A 13,282-nucleotide genomic window follows, 5' to 3' on the forward strand; every position below is an offset into this window, starting at 1 on the left:
AACCCACATCGAGACCGAGAGAAGACTGAAGCCTTATGGCTACCACTTCGCTTGACCTGGCCAAGGTGCGCAACATCGGCATCATGGCCCACATCGACGCGGGCAAGACGACCACCACCGAGCGCATCCTGTTCTACACCGGTGTGTCTTACAAGATCGGTGAGGTCCACGACGGCGCTGCCACGATGGACTGGATGGAGCAGGAGCAGGAGCGCGGCATCACCATCACGTCCGCCGCGACGACCTGCCACTGGCCGCTCGAGGACGTCGACCACACCATCAACATCATCGACACCCCGGGTCACGTGGACTTCACGGTCGAGGTGGAGCGTTCGCTCCGCGTCCTCGACGGTGCCGTCACCGTGTTCGACGGTGTCGCCGGTGTGGAGCCGCAGTCCGAGACCGTTTGGCGTCAGGCGGACCGCTACGGCGTCCCGCGCATCTGCTTCGTCAACAAGCTCGACCGTACCGGCGCCGAGTTCATGCGCTGCGTCGACATGATCAAGGACCGCCTCGGTGCGGTTCCGATCGTCATGCAGCTGCCGATCGGTGCCGAGGCGGACTTCAAGGGCGTCGTCGACCTCGTCCGCATGAAGGCCCTCGTGTGGTCCGCCGAGGCCACCAAGGGTGAGATGTACGACGTCGTCGACATCCCGGCCTCGCACACCGAGCTGGCCGAGGAGTGGCGCGCCACCCTCGTCGAGCAGGTCGCCGAGAACGACGAAGAGATGATGGAGCTCTTCCTCGAGGGCACCGAGCCCACCGAGGAGCAGCTGCACGCGGCCGTGCGTCGCATCATCCTCGGCTCCGGCAAGGGCAAGGGCGAGCCCACGATCACCGCGGTCTTCTGCGGTACGGCGTTCAAGAACAAGGGCGTCCAGCCCCTGCTCGACGCCGTCGTGCGCTACCTCCCGTCGCCGCTCGACATCGAGGCCATCGAGGGCCACGACGTCAAGGACGCCGAGGTCGTCGTCAAGCGCAAGCCGTCGGACGAGGAGCCCCTCGCCGCGCTCGCGTTCAAGATCATGAGCGACCCGCACCTCGGCAAGCTCACCTTCGTCCGGGTTTACTCGGGCCGCCTGGAGGCCGGCACCGCGGTGCTGAACTCCGTCAAGGGCAAGAAGGAGCGCATCGGCAAGATCTACCGCATGCACGCGAACAAGCGTGAGGAGATCGACGCGGTGGGCGCCGGCGACATCGTCGCCGTCATGGGCCTGAAGCAGACCACCACCGGTGAGACGCTGTGCGACGACAAGCAGCCCGTGATCCTGGAGTCCATGGACTTCCCGGCTCCGGTCATCCAGGTCGCCATCGAGCCCAAGTCCAAGGGTGACCAGGAGAAGCTGGGTGTCGCCATCCAGCGTCTCGCGGAGGAGGACCCCTCCTTCCACGTTCACTCGGACGAGGAGACGGGCCAGACCATCCTCGGCGGTATGGGCGAGCTGCACCTCGAGGTGCTGGTCGACCGTATGAAGCGCGAGTTCAAGGTCGAGGCCAACGTCGGCAAGCCGCAGGTCGCGTACCGCGAGACGATCCGCAAGGCCGTCGAGCGTCACGACTACACCCACAAGAAGCAGACCGGTGGTACCGGTCAGTTCGCCAAGGTGCAGATCGCGATCGAGCCGATCACGGACGCCGACGGTCCGGCGTACGAGTTCGTGAACAAGGTCACCGGTGGCCGCGTGCCGAAGGAGTACATCCCTTCGGTCGACGCCGGTGCGCAGGAGGCCATGCAGTTCGGCATCCTGGCCGGCTACGAGATGACGGGCGTCCGCGTCACGCTTCTCGACGGTGGCTACCACGAGGTCGACTCCTCCGAGCTCGCCTTCAAGATCGCCGGTTCGCAGGCCTTCAAGGAGGCCGCGCGCAAGGCTTCTCCCGTGCTCCTCGAGCCGATGATGGCCGTCGAGGTCACCACGCCGGAGGAGTCCATGGGTGACGTCATCGGTGACATCAACTCCCGCCGTGGCCAGATCCAGGCCATGGAGGACCGTCACGGAGCCAAGATCGTCAAGGGCCTCGTGCCGCTTTCGGAGATGTTCGGCTACGTCGGAGACCTCCGCAGCAAGACCTCGGGTCGCGCCAGCTACTCGATGCAGTTCGACTCCTACGCCGAGGTTCCCCGGAACGTCGCTGAGGAGATCATCGCGAAGGCCAAGGGCGAGTAACTCTTCCGAGTACACGCTTTAGGCTTGCCACCGGAGCCTCTGGGGCAACAGGAGCAACCCTCCCGTTGCCCCGGGGGAACCGGCTATCCAGCAAAGATCACCTGGCGCCGACGATCATCAAGGCGTACAGAACCACTCTCAGGAGGACCCCCGTGGCGAAGGCGAAGTTCGAGCGGACTAAGCCGCACGTCAACATCGGCACCATCGGTCACATTGACCACGGTAAGACGACCCTCACGGCCGCCATTACCAAGGTGCTGCACGACAAGTACCCGGACCTGAACGCGGCCTCGGCGTTCGACCAGATCGACAAGGCTCCTGAGGAGCGCCAGCGCGGTATCACCATCTCCATCGCGCACGTCGAGTACCAGACCGAGGCGCGTCACTACGCCCACGTCGACTGCCCGGGTCACGCGGACTACATCAAGAACATGATCACCGGTGCCGCCCAGATGGACGGCGCCATCCTCGTGGTCGCCGCCACCGACGGCCCGATGCCGCAGACCAAGGAGCACGTGCTCCTGGCCCGCCAGGTCGGCGTTCCGTACATCGTCGTCGCCCTCAACAAGGCCGACATGGTGGACGACGAGGAGATCCTGGAGCTCGTCGAGCTCGAGGTCCGTGAGCTGCTCTCCGAGTACGACTTCCCGGGCGACGACCTGCCGGTCGTCCAGGTCTCCGCGCTGAAGGCGCTCGAGGGCGACAAGGAGTGGGGTGACAAGCTCCTCGGCCTGATGGACGCCGTGGACGAGGCCATCCCGACCCCGCCGCGTGACACCGACAAGCCGTTCCTGATGCCCGTCGAGGACGTCTTCACGATCACCGGTCGTGGCACCGTCGTCACCGGCCGCATCGAGCGTGGTGTCCTGAAGGTCAACGAGACCGTCGACATCATCGGCATCAAGCCGGAGAAGACCACCACCACGGTCACCGGCATCGAGATGTTCCGCAAGCTGCTCGACGAGGGCCAGGCCGGTGAGAACGTCGGTCTGCTCCTCCGTGGCATCAAGCGCGAGGACGTCGAGCGCGGTCAGGTCATCATCAAGCCCGGTTCGGTCACGCCGCACACCGAGTTCGAGGCCGCCGCGTACATCCTGTCGAAGGACGAGGGTGGCCGTCACACCCCGTTCTTCAACAACTACCGCCCGCAGTTCTACTTCCGTACCACGGACGTGACCGGCGTCGTGACCCTCCCCGAGGGCACCGAGATGGTCATGCCGGGCGACAACACCGACATGTCCGTCCAGCTGATCCAGCCGGTCGCCATGGAGGAGGGCCTGAAGTTCGCCATCCGTGAGGGTGGTCGTACGGTCGGCGCCGGCCAGGTCACCAAGATCACGAAGTAATTCGTGTTCTGACCTGGTAGCTCGCACCAGCGGGCACCATGTTTGACGGAAGGGCCCCTTCCCCACCGCTCCGGCGGCGGGGGAGGGGCCCTTCCACATAAGTCGGCAATGTTCAGGGGTGGGGAGCATGGAGCAGCAGGACGGCGGGCGGCCGCAGATATCCGACGAGGAGTGGGCCCGCTTCAGCGAGCAGGTCGCGCGGGAGAGCGCCGCCGCGCCGAAGGAGCCCTCGGCGCGGGCCCGGATGGTCACCGAGCGGCTGCGGCGCGAGGAGGAGGAACGGGCGCGGGCGGGGCGCCGCCGGTTCGGCCGGGCGCCGAAGCCGGGGGCGGGGGATCCGCCCGGCTGGCGCACGGGGCCCGCCTGGCAGGAGAGGGAGGGCCGCGGGCGGGGCAAGCGGCGGCTCAAGGCCGCGGCGGCGATCGTCGGCATCGCGGGGCTGGCCCTGGTGGCGCTGCGGCCGGAGCTGGTCATCGACAAGCTGACGGGCAGGGCGGAGGCCCGCCAGGAAGCACGGGACGCGGGTCCGCTGCCTGCGGAGACCGGGCGCCCGACGGCGGCCCCGGGGGCGGTGCCCGCCGACCGCCCGACGCTGAAGGAGCCCTTCCGGGGCTCGCCGGCCGCGCAGTGGGCCGATGGCGCCGCCGGTATCGAGGTCCCGGAGGCGGCGGCCGTGGGCGGGATGGCGAAGGAGCGGGTCGCCGACGCGCTGGCGAAGACCAAGGCCCTGCTGATCGCGTCGAACCTGGACCCCGCCACCCTGCGGGGCGAGCGGCCCCGGGCGGCGCTGGACCTGCTGGACCCTGGTCAGAGCGACGGGCGGCCCCTCATCGAGCGCGGGCTGTCCGCCCCCTCGGTCGACGCGGACCCGCTGTGGCTGTTCAGCCGGTTCGACCCGGCGGAGGTCAGGGTCGTCGGCGACGTGGTCAAGACACGCGGCCGGATGAGCTTCGACAGCGGCCGCGACGGCGAGGTGAAGGTCCACGCCGACTACACCTTCGTCTACCCCGTGGTCCGGGCGAAGCCCGGTTCGGACGAGGTGGCCCGCACGGTGGTGCGGCGGACGCTGACCATGGCCCTCTACGACCCGCTCAAGGTGGTCGCGACCCCGGGCAAGCTCCAGGTAGTGGAGTGGCTGGAGAGCGCGGGCAACGACGACTGTCGGCGGGACGGCACCGGGTTCCTGCACCCGCGGTTCGACAGCGAGCGGGTGGCGGCGGGGACGGGCCCGTCCGGGCCGGTCGTCGACCCGTACGACCGGAGCGGGAACGTGGCCGACATGCCGAAGGAGTGCGCGACGGCCTCCCGGTCCTGACCTGGGATCCCCGCCGCGTGCCGCGGTTTGACGTGATCGCTCGGCGGGGTATTCTCTTCGGCCCGATTGGCCAGGTACGTGTCTCGTATGGCAGACTACTCAAGTTGCTCGGCTGTGTGCCGATGCTGCGCGCCTCCCGCCGGGAGGACCGGAAGCGAGTCCCACAGTACTCGTCGTCCTTAATCTGCCTCTCGGGGCAGCAATGAGGACGGACGTACGGGAATCTTCTGGGAAGTGTCAGCACGGTGTGCGCCAGGCACTCGGTGGGTGTTTCTCCCCCGATGCGCGGTCCAGGACCGCACCCCCTTGGATGAGGGAATTTCCGTATGGGAATTTTTTCGGAGGGAGTGCGACACGCCCGACCGCGTGGGTCGGAGGAGAGGCCGCGGAACCCCGTTCCGCAGCCGGCCGGGAGCCAGAGCGTTTCCATACAGAGACAGGACTACGGAGTAGCCATGGCGGGACAGAAGATCCGCATCCGGCTCAAGGCCTACGACCACGAGGTCATCGACTCCTCGGCGAAGAAGATCGTCGAGACGGTGACCCGCACTGGTGCGTCGGTCGCGGGCCCGGTGCCGCTGCCCACTGAGAAGAACGTGTACTGCGTCATCAAGTCGCCGCACAAGTACAAGGACTCGCGCGAGCACTTCGAGATGCGCACGCACAAGCGCCTGATCGACATCCTCGACCCGACGCCCAAGACCGTTGACTCGCTGATGCGCCTGGACCTTCCGGCCGGCGTTGACATCGAGATCAAGCTCTGAGAGGCGTCGAGAAGATGGCTAAGCAGATCAAGGGCGTCCTGGGCGAGAAGCTCGGCATGACCCAGGTCTGGGACGAGAACAACCGTGTCGTCCCGGTGACCGTCGTCAAGGCCGGGCCCTGCGTCGTTACCCAGGTCCGTACCAATGACACCGACGGCTACGAGTCGGTCCAGATCGCCTTCGGCGAGATCGACCCGCGCAAGGTGAACAAGCCCCTCAAGGGCCACTTCGCCAAGGCCGACGTGACCCCGCGCCGCCACCTGGTGGAGCTCCGCACCTCCGACGCCAGCGAGTACACGCTCGGCCAGGAGATCACCGCTGCCGTGTTCGAGTCCGGCGTCAAGGTTGACGTCACGGGCAACAGCAAGGGCAAGGGCTTCGCCGGTGTCATGAAGCGCCACAACTTCCGGGGCCTCGGCGCCGGTCACGGTGTGCAGCGCAAGCACCGCTCCCCCGGTTCGATCGGTGGCTGCGCCACCCCTGGGCGTGTCTTCAAGGGCATGCGCATGGCCGGTCGCATGGGTAACGAGCGCGTCACCACCCAGAACCTGACCATCCACGCGGTTGACGCGGAGAAGGGTCTGCTCCTCATCAAGGGCGCGGTCCCCGGTCCGAACGGCGGCCTCGTCCTGGTCCGTACCGCGGCCAAGGGGGCTTGAGGTAATGAGCACCATTGACATCCTTTCGCCGGCAGGCGACAAGGCCGGTACCGTCGAGCTCCCCGCGGAGATCTTCGACGCGAAGACCAGCGTTCCGCTGATCCACCAGGTCGTCGTCGCCCAGCTGGCTGCTGCCCGTCAGGGCACGCACAAGACCAAGACCCGTGGCGAAGTCCGTGGTGGTGGCAAGAAGCCGTACCGCCAGAAGGGCACCGGCCGCGCCCGTCAGGGTTCGACCCGCGCTCCGCAGTTCGCCGGCGGTGGCGTCGTCCACGGCCCCGTGCCGCGTGACTACTCGCAGCGCACCCCGAAGAAGATGAAGGCCGCCGCCCTCCGCGGTGCCCTCTCGGACCGCGCGCGTCACTCCCGCATCCACGTCGTCACCGGCGTGGTCGAGGGTGCCGCCTCCACCAAGGCCGCGAAGACGCTGTTCGGCAAGATCTCGGAGCGCAAGAACCTGCTCCTGGTCGCCGAGCGCTCTGACGAGCTGGCGTGGCTGTCCGCCCGCAACCTGCCCCAGGTTCACATCCTGGAGCCGGGCCAGCTGAACACGTACGACGTGATCGTCTCTGACGACGTGGTCTTCACCCAGGCCGCGCTCGAGTCCTTCGTGTCTGGCCCCAAGGCCGATGAGACCGAAGGGAACGAGGCCTGATGTCTGAGGCGACCGTTACCAGCAAGACCTTCACCGACCCGCGCGACCTGCTGATCAAGCCGGTCGTCTCGGAGAAGAGCTACGCGCTGCTGGACGAGAACAAGTACACGTTCATCGTCGCGCCCGGCGCCAACAAGACCCAGATCAAGCAGGCCGTCGAGGCGGTCTTCTCGGTCAAGGTCACCGGGGTCAACACGATCAACCGTCAGGGTAAGCGCAAGCGCACCAAGACCGGTTTCGGCAAGCGCGCCAACACCAAGCGCGCCATCGTGACCCTTGCCGAGGGCAACCGTATCGACATCTTCGGCGGCCAGGCCTCCTAACGGAGGTCTAGTCGTCCGGAATCGGACGAGGACTGAGAAATGGGTATCCGCAAGTACAAGCCGACGACCCCGGGCCGTCGTGGCTCCAGCGTCGCCGACTTTGTCGAGATCACGCGGTCCACGCCGGAGAAGTCGCTGGTCCGCCCCCTGCACAGCAAGGGCGGCCGTAACAACACCGGTCGTGTGACCGTTCGCCACCAGGGCGGTGGCCACAAGCGCGCCTACCGCGTGATCGACTTCCGTCGTCACGACAAGGACGGCGTGCCGGCCAAGGTCGCGCACATCGAGTACGACCCCAACCGCACCGCGCGCATCGCGCTGCTGCACTACGCCGACGGCGAGAAGCGCTACATCATCGCGCCGCGCGGTCTGCAGCAGGGTGACCGGATCGAGAACGGCCCCACGGCCGACATCAAGCCGGGCAACAACCTCGCGCTCCGCAACATCCCGGTCGGTACCACGATCCACGCGATCGAGCTCCGCCCCGGTGGCGGCGCCAAGTTCGCGCGTTCGGCTGGTGCCTCCGTGCAGCTGCTCGCGAAGGAGGGCGTGATGGCCCACCTCCGCATGCCGTCCGGTGAGATCCGTCTCGTCGACGCGCGCTGCCGCGCCACCGTCGGCGAGGTCGGCAACGCCGAGCAGTCGAACATCAACTGGGGCAAGGCCGGCCGCATGCGCTGGAAGGGCGTCCGCCCGACCGTCCGCGGTGTCGCGATGAACCCGGTTGACCACCCGCACGGTGGTGGTGAGGGCAAGACCAGTGGTGGTCGCCACCCGGTCTCCCCGTGGGGTCAGAAGGAGGGTCGTACTCGCTCGCCGAAGAAGGCTTCGAGCAAGTACATCGTCCGCCGCCGCAAGACGAACAAGAAGCGCTAGGAGCGGGTTTAGATGCCGCGCAGTCTCAAGAAGGGGCCCTTCGTCGACGACCACCTCGTAAAGAAGGTGGACGCCCAGAACGAAGCCGGCACCAAGAACGTCATCAAGACCTGGTCCCGTCGCTCGATGATCATCCCCAGCATGCTGGGTCACACGATCGCGGTGCACAACGGCAAGACCCACGTCCCGGTGTTCGTCACCGAGTCGATGGTCGGCCACAAGCTCGGCGAGTTCTCGCCGACTCGCACCTTCCGCGGCCACGTCAAGGACGACCGGAAGTCGAAGCGCCGCTAATCGCGGGGTGGTTACGACTATGACTAACACCGAAGGGACAACCATGGAAGCCAGGGCCCAGGCGCGGTACATCCGCGTCACGCCCATGAAGGCCCGCCGCGTGGTGGACCTCATCCGTGGCATGGATGCCACGGAGGCTCAGGCGGTCCTGCGTTTCGCCCCGCAGGCCGCGAGCGTGCCGGTCGGCAAGGTGCTTGACAGCGCCATCGCCAACGCCGCGCACAACTACAACCACCCGGACGCCTCCACGCTGGTCATCAGCGAGGCGTACGTGGACGAGGGCCCGACCCTGAAGCGGTTCCGTCCGCGTGCCCAGGGCCGTGCCTACCGGATCCGCAAGCGGACCAGCCACATCACCGTGGTCGTCAGCAGCAAGGAAGGTTCCCGGTAATGGGCCAGAAGGTAAACCCGCACGGGTTCCGACTCGGCATCACCACGGACTTCAAGTCCCGCTGGTACGCCGACAAGCTGTACAAGGACTACGTCAAGGAAGACGTCGCCATCCGTCGGATGATGACGTCCGGCATGGAGCGCGCCGGCATCTCGAAGGTTGAGATCGAGCGCACCCGTGACCGCGTGCGTGTGGACATCCACACCGCTCGTCCCGGCATCGTCATCGGCCGCCGCGGCGCCGAGGCCGACCGCATCCGCGGTGACCTCGAGAAGCTCACGGGCAAGCAGGTCCAGCTGAACATCCTCGAGGTCAAGAACCCCGAGCTCGACGCTCAGCTGGTTGCTCAGGCCGTCGCCGAGCAGCTCTCCTCCCGCGTCTCCTTCCGTCGTGCCATGCGCAAGAGCATGCAGGGCACCATGAAGGCCGGCGCCAAGGGCATCAAGATCCAGTGTGGTGGCCGTCTCGGCGGCGCCGAGATGTCCCGCTCCGAGTTCTACCGCGAGGGTCGTGTGCCGCTGCACACGCTGCGCGCGAACGTGGACTACGGCTTCTTCGAGGCCAAGACCACCTTCGGCCGTATCGGCGTGAAGGTCTGGATCTACAAGGGCGACGTCAAGAACATCGCCGAGGTTCGCGCCGAGAACGCTGCGGCCCGTGCGGGTAACCGCCCGGCCCGTGGTGCCGGCGCTGGCGACCGTCCCGCCGGCCGTGGTGGCCGTGGTGGCGAGCGCGGCGGCCGTGGTGGCCGCAAGCCGCAGCAGGCTGCTGGTGCCGAGGCCCCCAAGGCCGACGCCCCCGCCGCCGCTCCGGCCGAGAGCACCGGAACGGAGGCCTGACCGACATGCTGATCCCTCGTAGGGTCAAGCACCGCAAGCAGCACCACCCGAAGCGCAGCGGTATGGCCAAGGGCGGTACTGAGGTCTCGTTCGGCGAGTACGGCATCCAGGCGCTCACCCCCGCCTACGTGACGAACCGCCAGATCGAGGCGGCTCGTATCGCGATGACCCGCCACATCAAGCGTGGCGGCAAGGTCTGGATCAACATCTACCCGGACCGTCCGCTGACGAAGAAGCCCGCCGAGACCCGCATGGGTTCCGGTAAGGGTTCCCCGGAGTGGTGGATCGCGAACGTGCACCCGGGCCGGGTCATGTTCGAGCTGTCCTACCCGAACGAAAAGATTGCGCGTGAGGCTCTGACTCGTGCGGCCCACAAGCTGCCGATGAAGTGCCGCATCGTCAAGCGCGAGGCAGGTGAGTCGTGATGGCGACGGGAACCAAGGCGTCCGAGCTCCGCGAGCTCGGCAACGAGGAGCTCGTTGCCAAGCTGCGCGAGGCCAAGGAGGAGCTGTTCAAGCTCCGTTTCCAGGCGGCCACCGGTCAGCTGGAGAACAACGGCCGGCTCAAGTCCGTCCGTAAGGACATCGCTCGCATCTACACCCTGATGCACGAGCGTGAGCTCGGTATCGAGACGGTGGAGAGCGCCTGATGAGCGAGAAGAACGTGACTGAGAAGACCGAGCGCGGCTTCCGCAAGACCCGTGAGGGTCTGGTCGTCAGCGACAAGATGGACAAGACCGTCGTCGTCGCCGTCGAGGACCGCGTCAAGCACGCGCTGTACGGCAAGGTCATCCGCCGTACGAACAAGCTCAAGGCTCACGACGAGCAGAACGCTGCCGGTGTCGGCGACCGCGTCCTCATCATGGAGACGCGTCCGCTGTCGGCGAGCAAGCGCTGGCGCATCGTCGAGATCCTCGAGAAGGCCAAGTAATTACCTGAGGCCCTGAACAAAAAGTTCAGGGGCCCCTCGGGTCAGTTCCGCCAGGCTCGGCCGGGGCCTCCCTTCGCGGGGGCCCCGGCCGGGAACCGGCAGACAAACAGGAGATAGACGTGATCCAGCAGGAGTCGCGACTGCGTGTCGCCGACAACACTGGTGCCAAGGAGATCCTTTGCATCCGTGTTCTCGGTGGCTCGGGTCGCCGCTACGCGGGCATCGGTGACGTCATCGTCGCCACCGTCAAGGACGCGATCCCCGGTGGCAACGTGAAGAAGGGTGACGTCGTCAAGGCGGTCATCGTTCGCACCGTCAAGGAGCGCCGCCGCCAGGACGGCTCGTACATCCGCTTCGACGAGAACGCCGCCGTCATTCTGAAGAACGACGGCGACCCTCGCGGCACCCGTATCTTCGGCCCCGTGGGCCGTGAGCTGCGCGAGAAGAAGTTCATGAAGATCATCTCGCTCGCGCCGGAGGTGCTGTAAGCATGAAGATCAAGAAGGGCGACCTGGTCCAGGTCATCACCGGTAAGGACAAGGGCAAGCAGGGCAAGGTCATCGCGGCCATGCCCAGCGAGAACCGCGTCCTGGTCGAGGGTGTCAACCGGGTCAAGAAGCACACCAAGGCCGGGCAGAACCAGGCCGGCGGCATCGTGATCACCGAGGCCCCCGTCCACGTTTCCAACGTCCAGCTGGTCGTGGAGAAGGACGGCAAGAAGGTCGTCACCCGCGTCGGTTACCGCTTCGACGACGAGGGCAACAAGATCCGTGTTGCCAAGCGCACGGGTGAGGACATCTGATGGCTACCACTCCGCGTCTGAAGACGAAGTACCGCGAGGAGATCGCGGGCAAGATGCGTGAAGAGTTCTCCTACGAGAACGTCATGCAGATTCCCGGCCTCGTCAAGATCGTCGTGAACATGGGTGTCGGCGACGCCGCCCGTGACTCGAAGCTGATCGACGGCGCCATCCGCGACCTCACCACGATCACCGGTCAGAAGCCGGCCGTCACCAAGGCCCGCAAGTCCATCGCGCAGTTCAAGCTGCGTGAGGGCCAGCCGATCGGTGCGCACGTCACCCTCCGTGGCGACCGCATGTGGGAGTTCCTGGACCGCACCCTGTCGCTCGCGCTGCCGCGCATCCGCGACTTCCGCGGCCTGTCGCCGAAGCAGTTCGACGGCCGTGGCAACTACACCTTCGGTCTCACGGAGCAGGTCATGTTCCACGAGATCGACCAGGACAAGATCGACCGCGTCCGGGGTATGGACATCACCGTGGTGACCACGGCGACCAACGACGCTGAGGGCCGCGCGCTCCTCCGTCACCTCGGCTTCCCGTTCAAGGAGGCGTAAGCGAGATGGCGAAGAAGGCTCTCATCGCGAAGGCTGCCCGCAAGCCCAAGTTCGGTGTGCGTGCGTACACCCGCTGCCAGCGCTGCGGTCGCCCCCACTCCGTGTACCGCAAGTTCGGCCTGTGCCGCGTGTGCCTTCGTGAGATGGCTCACCGTGGCGAGCTGCCGGGCGTGACCAAGAGCTCCTGGTAAATCCCTTCACCCTTTGGGTGTTGAGGTTTCCAGAAGCTCTCGGTAAGCATCTGGGCCGGCGGAGGCCCCTCCCCCATGCCGTAGGCTAGTGGGGTTGGGCGTCCGCCGCCCGTCGACTTACTACGCCGTAGGTCCCCGCGCCGCACCCGTCCCGCCCCTGTGTGGGGAGAGGGATGGCGCATACAGGAAACCCCGGCGAGAGAGGCCGAAGGCCGATTCATGACCATGACTGACCCGATCGCAGACATGCTGACTCGTCTGCGTAACGCAAACTCGGCGTACCACGACCAGGTCGTGATGCCGCACAGCAAGATCAAGTCGCACATCGCGGAAATCCTCAAGCAGGAGGGTTTCATCACCGGCTGGAAGGTCGAGGACGCCGAGGTTGGTAAGAACCTCGTCCTCGAGCTGAAGTTCGGTCCGAACCGCGAGCGCTCGATCGCCGGCATCAAGCGGATCTCGAAGCCGGGTCTGCGCGTGTACGCGAAGTCCACCAACCTGCCGAAGGTCCTCGGCGGCCTGGGCGTGGCGATCATCTCCACGTCCCACGGTCTCCTGACCGGCCAGCAGGCGCAGAAGAAGGGCGTGGGTGGGGAAGTCCTCGCCTACGTCTGGTAGTCGGGAACGGAGGAAAAGCTATGTCTCGTATCGGCAAGCTCCCCATCCCGGTTCCCGCCGGCGTGGACGTCACCATCGATGGCCGCACGGTCACCGTCAAGGGCTCCAAGGGCTCCCTGACGCACACCGTCGCCGCCCCCATCGAGATCGTTAAGGGCGAGGACGGCGTTCTGAACGTCACCCGTCCGAACGACGAGCGTCAGAACAAGGCCCTCCACGGCCTGTCCCGCACGCTGGTGGCCAACATGATCACCGGTGTGACCACGGGATACACCAAGGCGCTCGAGATCAGCGGTGTCGGTTACCGCGTTGCCGCGAAGGGCTCCGACCTGGAGTTCCAGCTCGGCTACAGCCACCCGATCCTGGTGGAGGCGCCCGAGGGCATCTCCTTCAAGGTCGAGTCTCCGACCAAGTTCTCGGTCGAGGGCATCGACAAGCAGAAGGTCGGCGAGGTCGCGGCGAACATCCGCAAGCTGCGGAAGCCCGACCCGTACAAGGCCAAGGGCGTCAAGTACGCCGGCGAGGTCATCCGCCGCAAGGTCGGAAAGGCTGGTAAGTAA

At 66.5% G+C, this 13,282-nt stretch carries 20 protein-coding genes; all 20 read left to right on the forward strand.

The annotated features are described in order from the left end of the window. Positions 1 to 35: 35 nt before the first annotated feature. The 20 genes from fusA (at position 36) to rplF (ending at position 13,282) form a co-directional block, all read left to right on the forward strand. Positions 36 to 2,168, forward strand: coding sequence for an elongation factor G (gene fusA / locus BX286_RS22025; protein ID WP_079429295.1), 2,133 nt, complete (start codon positions 36 to 38; stop codon positions 2,166 to 2,168). A gap of 152 nt (positions 2,169 to 2,320) precedes the next feature. Continuing rightward, complete coding sequence (tuf, locus tag BX286_RS22030) at positions 2,321 to 3,514, forward strand: elongation factor Tu (RefSeq protein ID WP_079429296.1); 1,194 nt, start codon at positions 2,321 to 2,323, stop codon at positions 3,512 to 3,514. A gap of 127 nt (positions 3,515 to 3,641) precedes the next feature. After that, positions 3,642 to 4,829 (forward strand): hypothetical protein, encoded by a 1,188-nt coding sequence (locus BX286_RS22035; protein ID WP_121016113.1) that lies wholly within the window; start codon positions 3,642 to 3,644, stop codon positions 4,827 to 4,829. A 455-nt stretch (positions 4,830 to 5,284) separates the two neighbouring features. After that, positions 5,285 to 5,593, forward strand: a complete 309-nt coding sequence (rpsJ, locus tag BX286_RS22045; RefSeq protein WP_003948644.1) for a 30S ribosomal protein S10 — start codon at positions 5,285 to 5,287, stop codon at positions 5,591 to 5,593. Positions 5,594 to 5,607: 14 nt separating this feature from the next. Beyond that, a complete protein-coding gene (gene rplC / locus BX286_RS22050; protein ID WP_042812328.1) occupies positions 5,608 to 6,252 on the forward strand; it encodes a 50S ribosomal protein L3 in 645 nt (214 codons plus the stop codon). A gap of 4 nt (positions 6,253 to 6,256) precedes the next feature. Next, a complete protein-coding gene (rplD, locus tag BX286_RS22055) occupies positions 6,257 to 6,907 on the forward strand; it encodes a 50S ribosomal protein L4 (protein ID WP_042812330.1) in 651 nt (216 codons plus the stop codon). Then, a complete protein-coding gene (rplW, locus tag BX286_RS22060; protein WP_007265901.1) occupies positions 6,907 to 7,230 on the forward strand; it encodes a 50S ribosomal protein L23 in 324 nt (107 codons plus the stop codon). The genes rplD and rplW overlap by 1 nt, the downstream gene beginning before the upstream one ends. Positions 7,231 to 7,269: 39 nt before the next feature. Then, positions 7,270 to 8,106: a 50S ribosomal protein L2 gene (gene rplB / locus BX286_RS22065; protein ID WP_007265902.1), complete on the forward strand. Its 837-nt coding sequence runs from the start codon at positions 7,270 to 7,272 to the stop codon at positions 8,104 to 8,106. 12 nt (positions 8,107 to 8,118) lie between these two features. Next, complete coding sequence (gene rpsS, locus BX286_RS22070; protein ID WP_007265903.1) at positions 8,119 to 8,400, forward strand: 30S ribosomal protein S19; 282 nt, start codon at positions 8,119 to 8,121, stop codon at positions 8,398 to 8,400. A 43-nt stretch (positions 8,401 to 8,443) separates the two neighbouring features. Further along, entirely contained in the window at positions 8,444 to 8,791 is a 348-nt protein-coding gene (gene rplV, locus BX286_RS22075; protein WP_007265904.1) for a 50S ribosomal protein L22, read from the forward strand. Continuing rightward, positions 8,791 to 9,630 (forward strand): 30S ribosomal protein S3, encoded by an 840-nt coding sequence (gene rpsC / locus BX286_RS22080; protein ID WP_007265905.1) that lies wholly within the window; start codon positions 8,791 to 8,793, stop codon positions 9,628 to 9,630. Before rplV ends, rpsC begins: the two co-directional genes overlap by 1 nt. 5 nt (positions 9,631 to 9,635) lie before the next feature. Further along, complete coding sequence (gene rplP / locus BX286_RS22085) at positions 9,636 to 10,055, forward strand: 50S ribosomal protein L16 (protein ID WP_007265906.1); 420 nt, start codon at positions 9,636 to 9,638, stop codon at positions 10,053 to 10,055. Then, on the forward strand, positions 10,055 to 10,279 hold the full coding sequence (gene rpmC / locus BX286_RS22090; RefSeq protein WP_079429299.1) for a 50S ribosomal protein L29: 225 nt from the start codon (positions 10,055 to 10,057) through the stop codon (positions 10,277 to 10,279). The genes rplP and rpmC overlap by 1 nt, the downstream gene beginning before the upstream one ends. Beyond that, positions 10,279 to 10,560, forward strand: coding sequence for a 30S ribosomal protein S17 (gene rpsQ, locus BX286_RS22095; protein WP_079429300.1), 282 nt, complete (start codon positions 10,279 to 10,281; stop codon positions 10,558 to 10,560). Before rpmC ends, rpsQ begins: the two co-directional genes overlap by 1 nt. 119 nt (positions 10,561 to 10,679) lie before the next feature. Next, a complete protein-coding gene (gene rplN / locus BX286_RS22100) occupies positions 10,680 to 11,048 on the forward strand; it encodes a 50S ribosomal protein L14 (protein WP_003956455.1) in 369 nt (122 codons plus the stop codon). A gap of 2 nt (positions 11,049 to 11,050) precedes the next feature. Beyond that, the gene (rplX, locus tag BX286_RS22105) at positions 11,051 to 11,362 is read left to right on the forward strand and encodes a 50S ribosomal protein L24 (protein WP_079429301.1); all 312 of its coding nucleotides are present in this window, start codon (positions 11,051 to 11,053) and stop codon (positions 11,360 to 11,362) included. Further along, the gene (gene rplE / locus BX286_RS22110; protein WP_042812334.1) at positions 11,362 to 11,913 is read left to right on the forward strand and encodes a 50S ribosomal protein L5; all 552 of its coding nucleotides are present in this window, start codon (positions 11,362 to 11,364) and stop codon (positions 11,911 to 11,913) included. Before rplX ends, rplE begins: the two co-directional genes overlap by 1 nt. Before the next feature lie 5 nt (positions 11,914 to 11,918). Beyond that, a complete protein-coding gene (locus tag BX286_RS22115; protein ID WP_003956452.1) occupies positions 11,919 to 12,104 on the forward strand; it encodes a type Z 30S ribosomal protein S14 in 186 nt (61 codons plus the stop codon). Between the two features lie 219 nt (positions 12,105 to 12,323). Beyond that, positions 12,324 to 12,722 carry a 30S ribosomal protein S8 gene (gene rpsH, locus BX286_RS22125; protein WP_079429302.1) on the forward strand — a complete coding sequence of 133 codons (399 nt, stop codon included), beginning with the start codon at positions 12,324 to 12,326 and terminating at the stop codon, positions 12,720 to 12,722. A gap of 20 nt (positions 12,723 to 12,742) precedes the next feature. Further along, positions 12,743 to 13,282 carry a 50S ribosomal protein L6 gene (rplF, locus tag BX286_RS22130; protein WP_042812337.1) on the forward strand — a complete coding sequence of 180 codons (540 nt, stop codon included), beginning with the start codon at positions 12,743 to 12,745 and terminating at the stop codon, positions 13,280 to 13,282.

It is taken from the genome of Streptomyces sp. 3211.6 (assembly GCF_003634815.1).
GTDB classification, from domain to species: Bacteria; Actinomycetota; Actinomycetes; order Streptomycetales; family Streptomycetaceae; genus Streptomyces; species Streptomyces katrae_A.

Excerpts from the sequence above, each read along its gene's own strand:
- fusA (WP_079429295.1), top strand. The coding sequence starts at position 36 with ATGGCTACCACTTCGCTTGACCTGGCCAAGGTGCGCAACATCGGCATC.
- BX286_RS22035 (WP_121016113.1), top strand. The coding sequence starts at position 3,642 with ATGGAGCAGCAGGACGGCGGGCGGCCGCAGATATCCGACGAGGAGTGG.
- rpsJ (WP_003948644.1), top strand. The coding sequence starts at position 5,285 with ATGGCGGGACAGAAGATCCGCATCCGGCTCAAGGCCTACGACCACGAG.
- rplC (WP_042812328.1), top strand. The coding sequence starts at position 5,608 with ATGGCTAAGCAGATCAAGGGCGTCCTGGGCGAGAAGCTCGGCATGACC.
- rplD (WP_042812330.1), top strand. The coding sequence starts at position 6,257 with ATGAGCACCATTGACATCCTTTCGCCGGCAGGCGACAAGGCCGGTACC.
- rplW (WP_007265901.1), top strand. The coding sequence starts at position 6,907 with ATGTCTGAGGCGACCGTTACCAGCAAGACCTTCACCGACCCGCGCGAC.
- rplB (WP_007265902.1), top strand. The coding sequence starts at position 7,270 with ATGGGTATCCGCAAGTACAAGCCGACGACCCCGGGCCGTCGTGGCTCC.
- rpsS (WP_007265903.1), top strand. The coding sequence starts at position 8,119 with ATGCCGCGCAGTCTCAAGAAGGGGCCCTTCGTCGACGACCACCTCGTA.
- rplV (WP_007265904.1), top strand. The coding sequence starts at position 8,444 with ATGGAAGCCAGGGCCCAGGCGCGGTACATCCGCGTCACGCCCATGAAG.
- rpsC (WP_007265905.1), top strand. The coding sequence starts at position 8,791 with ATGGGCCAGAAGGTAAACCCGCACGGGTTCCGACTCGGCATCACCACG.
- rplP (WP_007265906.1), top strand. The coding sequence starts at position 9,636 with ATGCTGATCCCTCGTAGGGTCAAGCACCGCAAGCAGCACCACCCGAAG.
- rpmC (WP_079429299.1), top strand. The coding sequence starts at position 10,055 with ATGGCGACGGGAACCAAGGCGTCCGAGCTCCGCGAGCTCGGCAACGAG.
- rpsQ (WP_079429300.1), top strand. The coding sequence starts at position 10,279 with ATGAGCGAGAAGAACGTGACTGAGAAGACCGAGCGCGGCTTCCGCAAG.
- rplX (WP_079429301.1), top strand. The coding sequence starts at position 11,051 with ATGAAGATCAAGAAGGGCGACCTGGTCCAGGTCATCACCGGTAAGGAC.
- rplE (WP_042812334.1), top strand. The coding sequence starts at position 11,362 with ATGGCTACCACTCCGCGTCTGAAGACGAAGTACCGCGAGGAGATCGCG.
- BX286_RS22115 (WP_003956452.1), top strand. The coding sequence starts at position 11,919 with ATGGCGAAGAAGGCTCTCATCGCGAAGGCTGCCCGCAAGCCCAAGTTC.
- rpsH (WP_079429302.1), top strand. The coding sequence starts at position 12,324 with ATGACCATGACTGACCCGATCGCAGACATGCTGACTCGTCTGCGTAAC.
- rplF (WP_042812337.1), top strand. The coding sequence starts at position 12,743 with ATGTCTCGTATCGGCAAGCTCCCCATCCCGGTTCCCGCCGGCGTGGAC.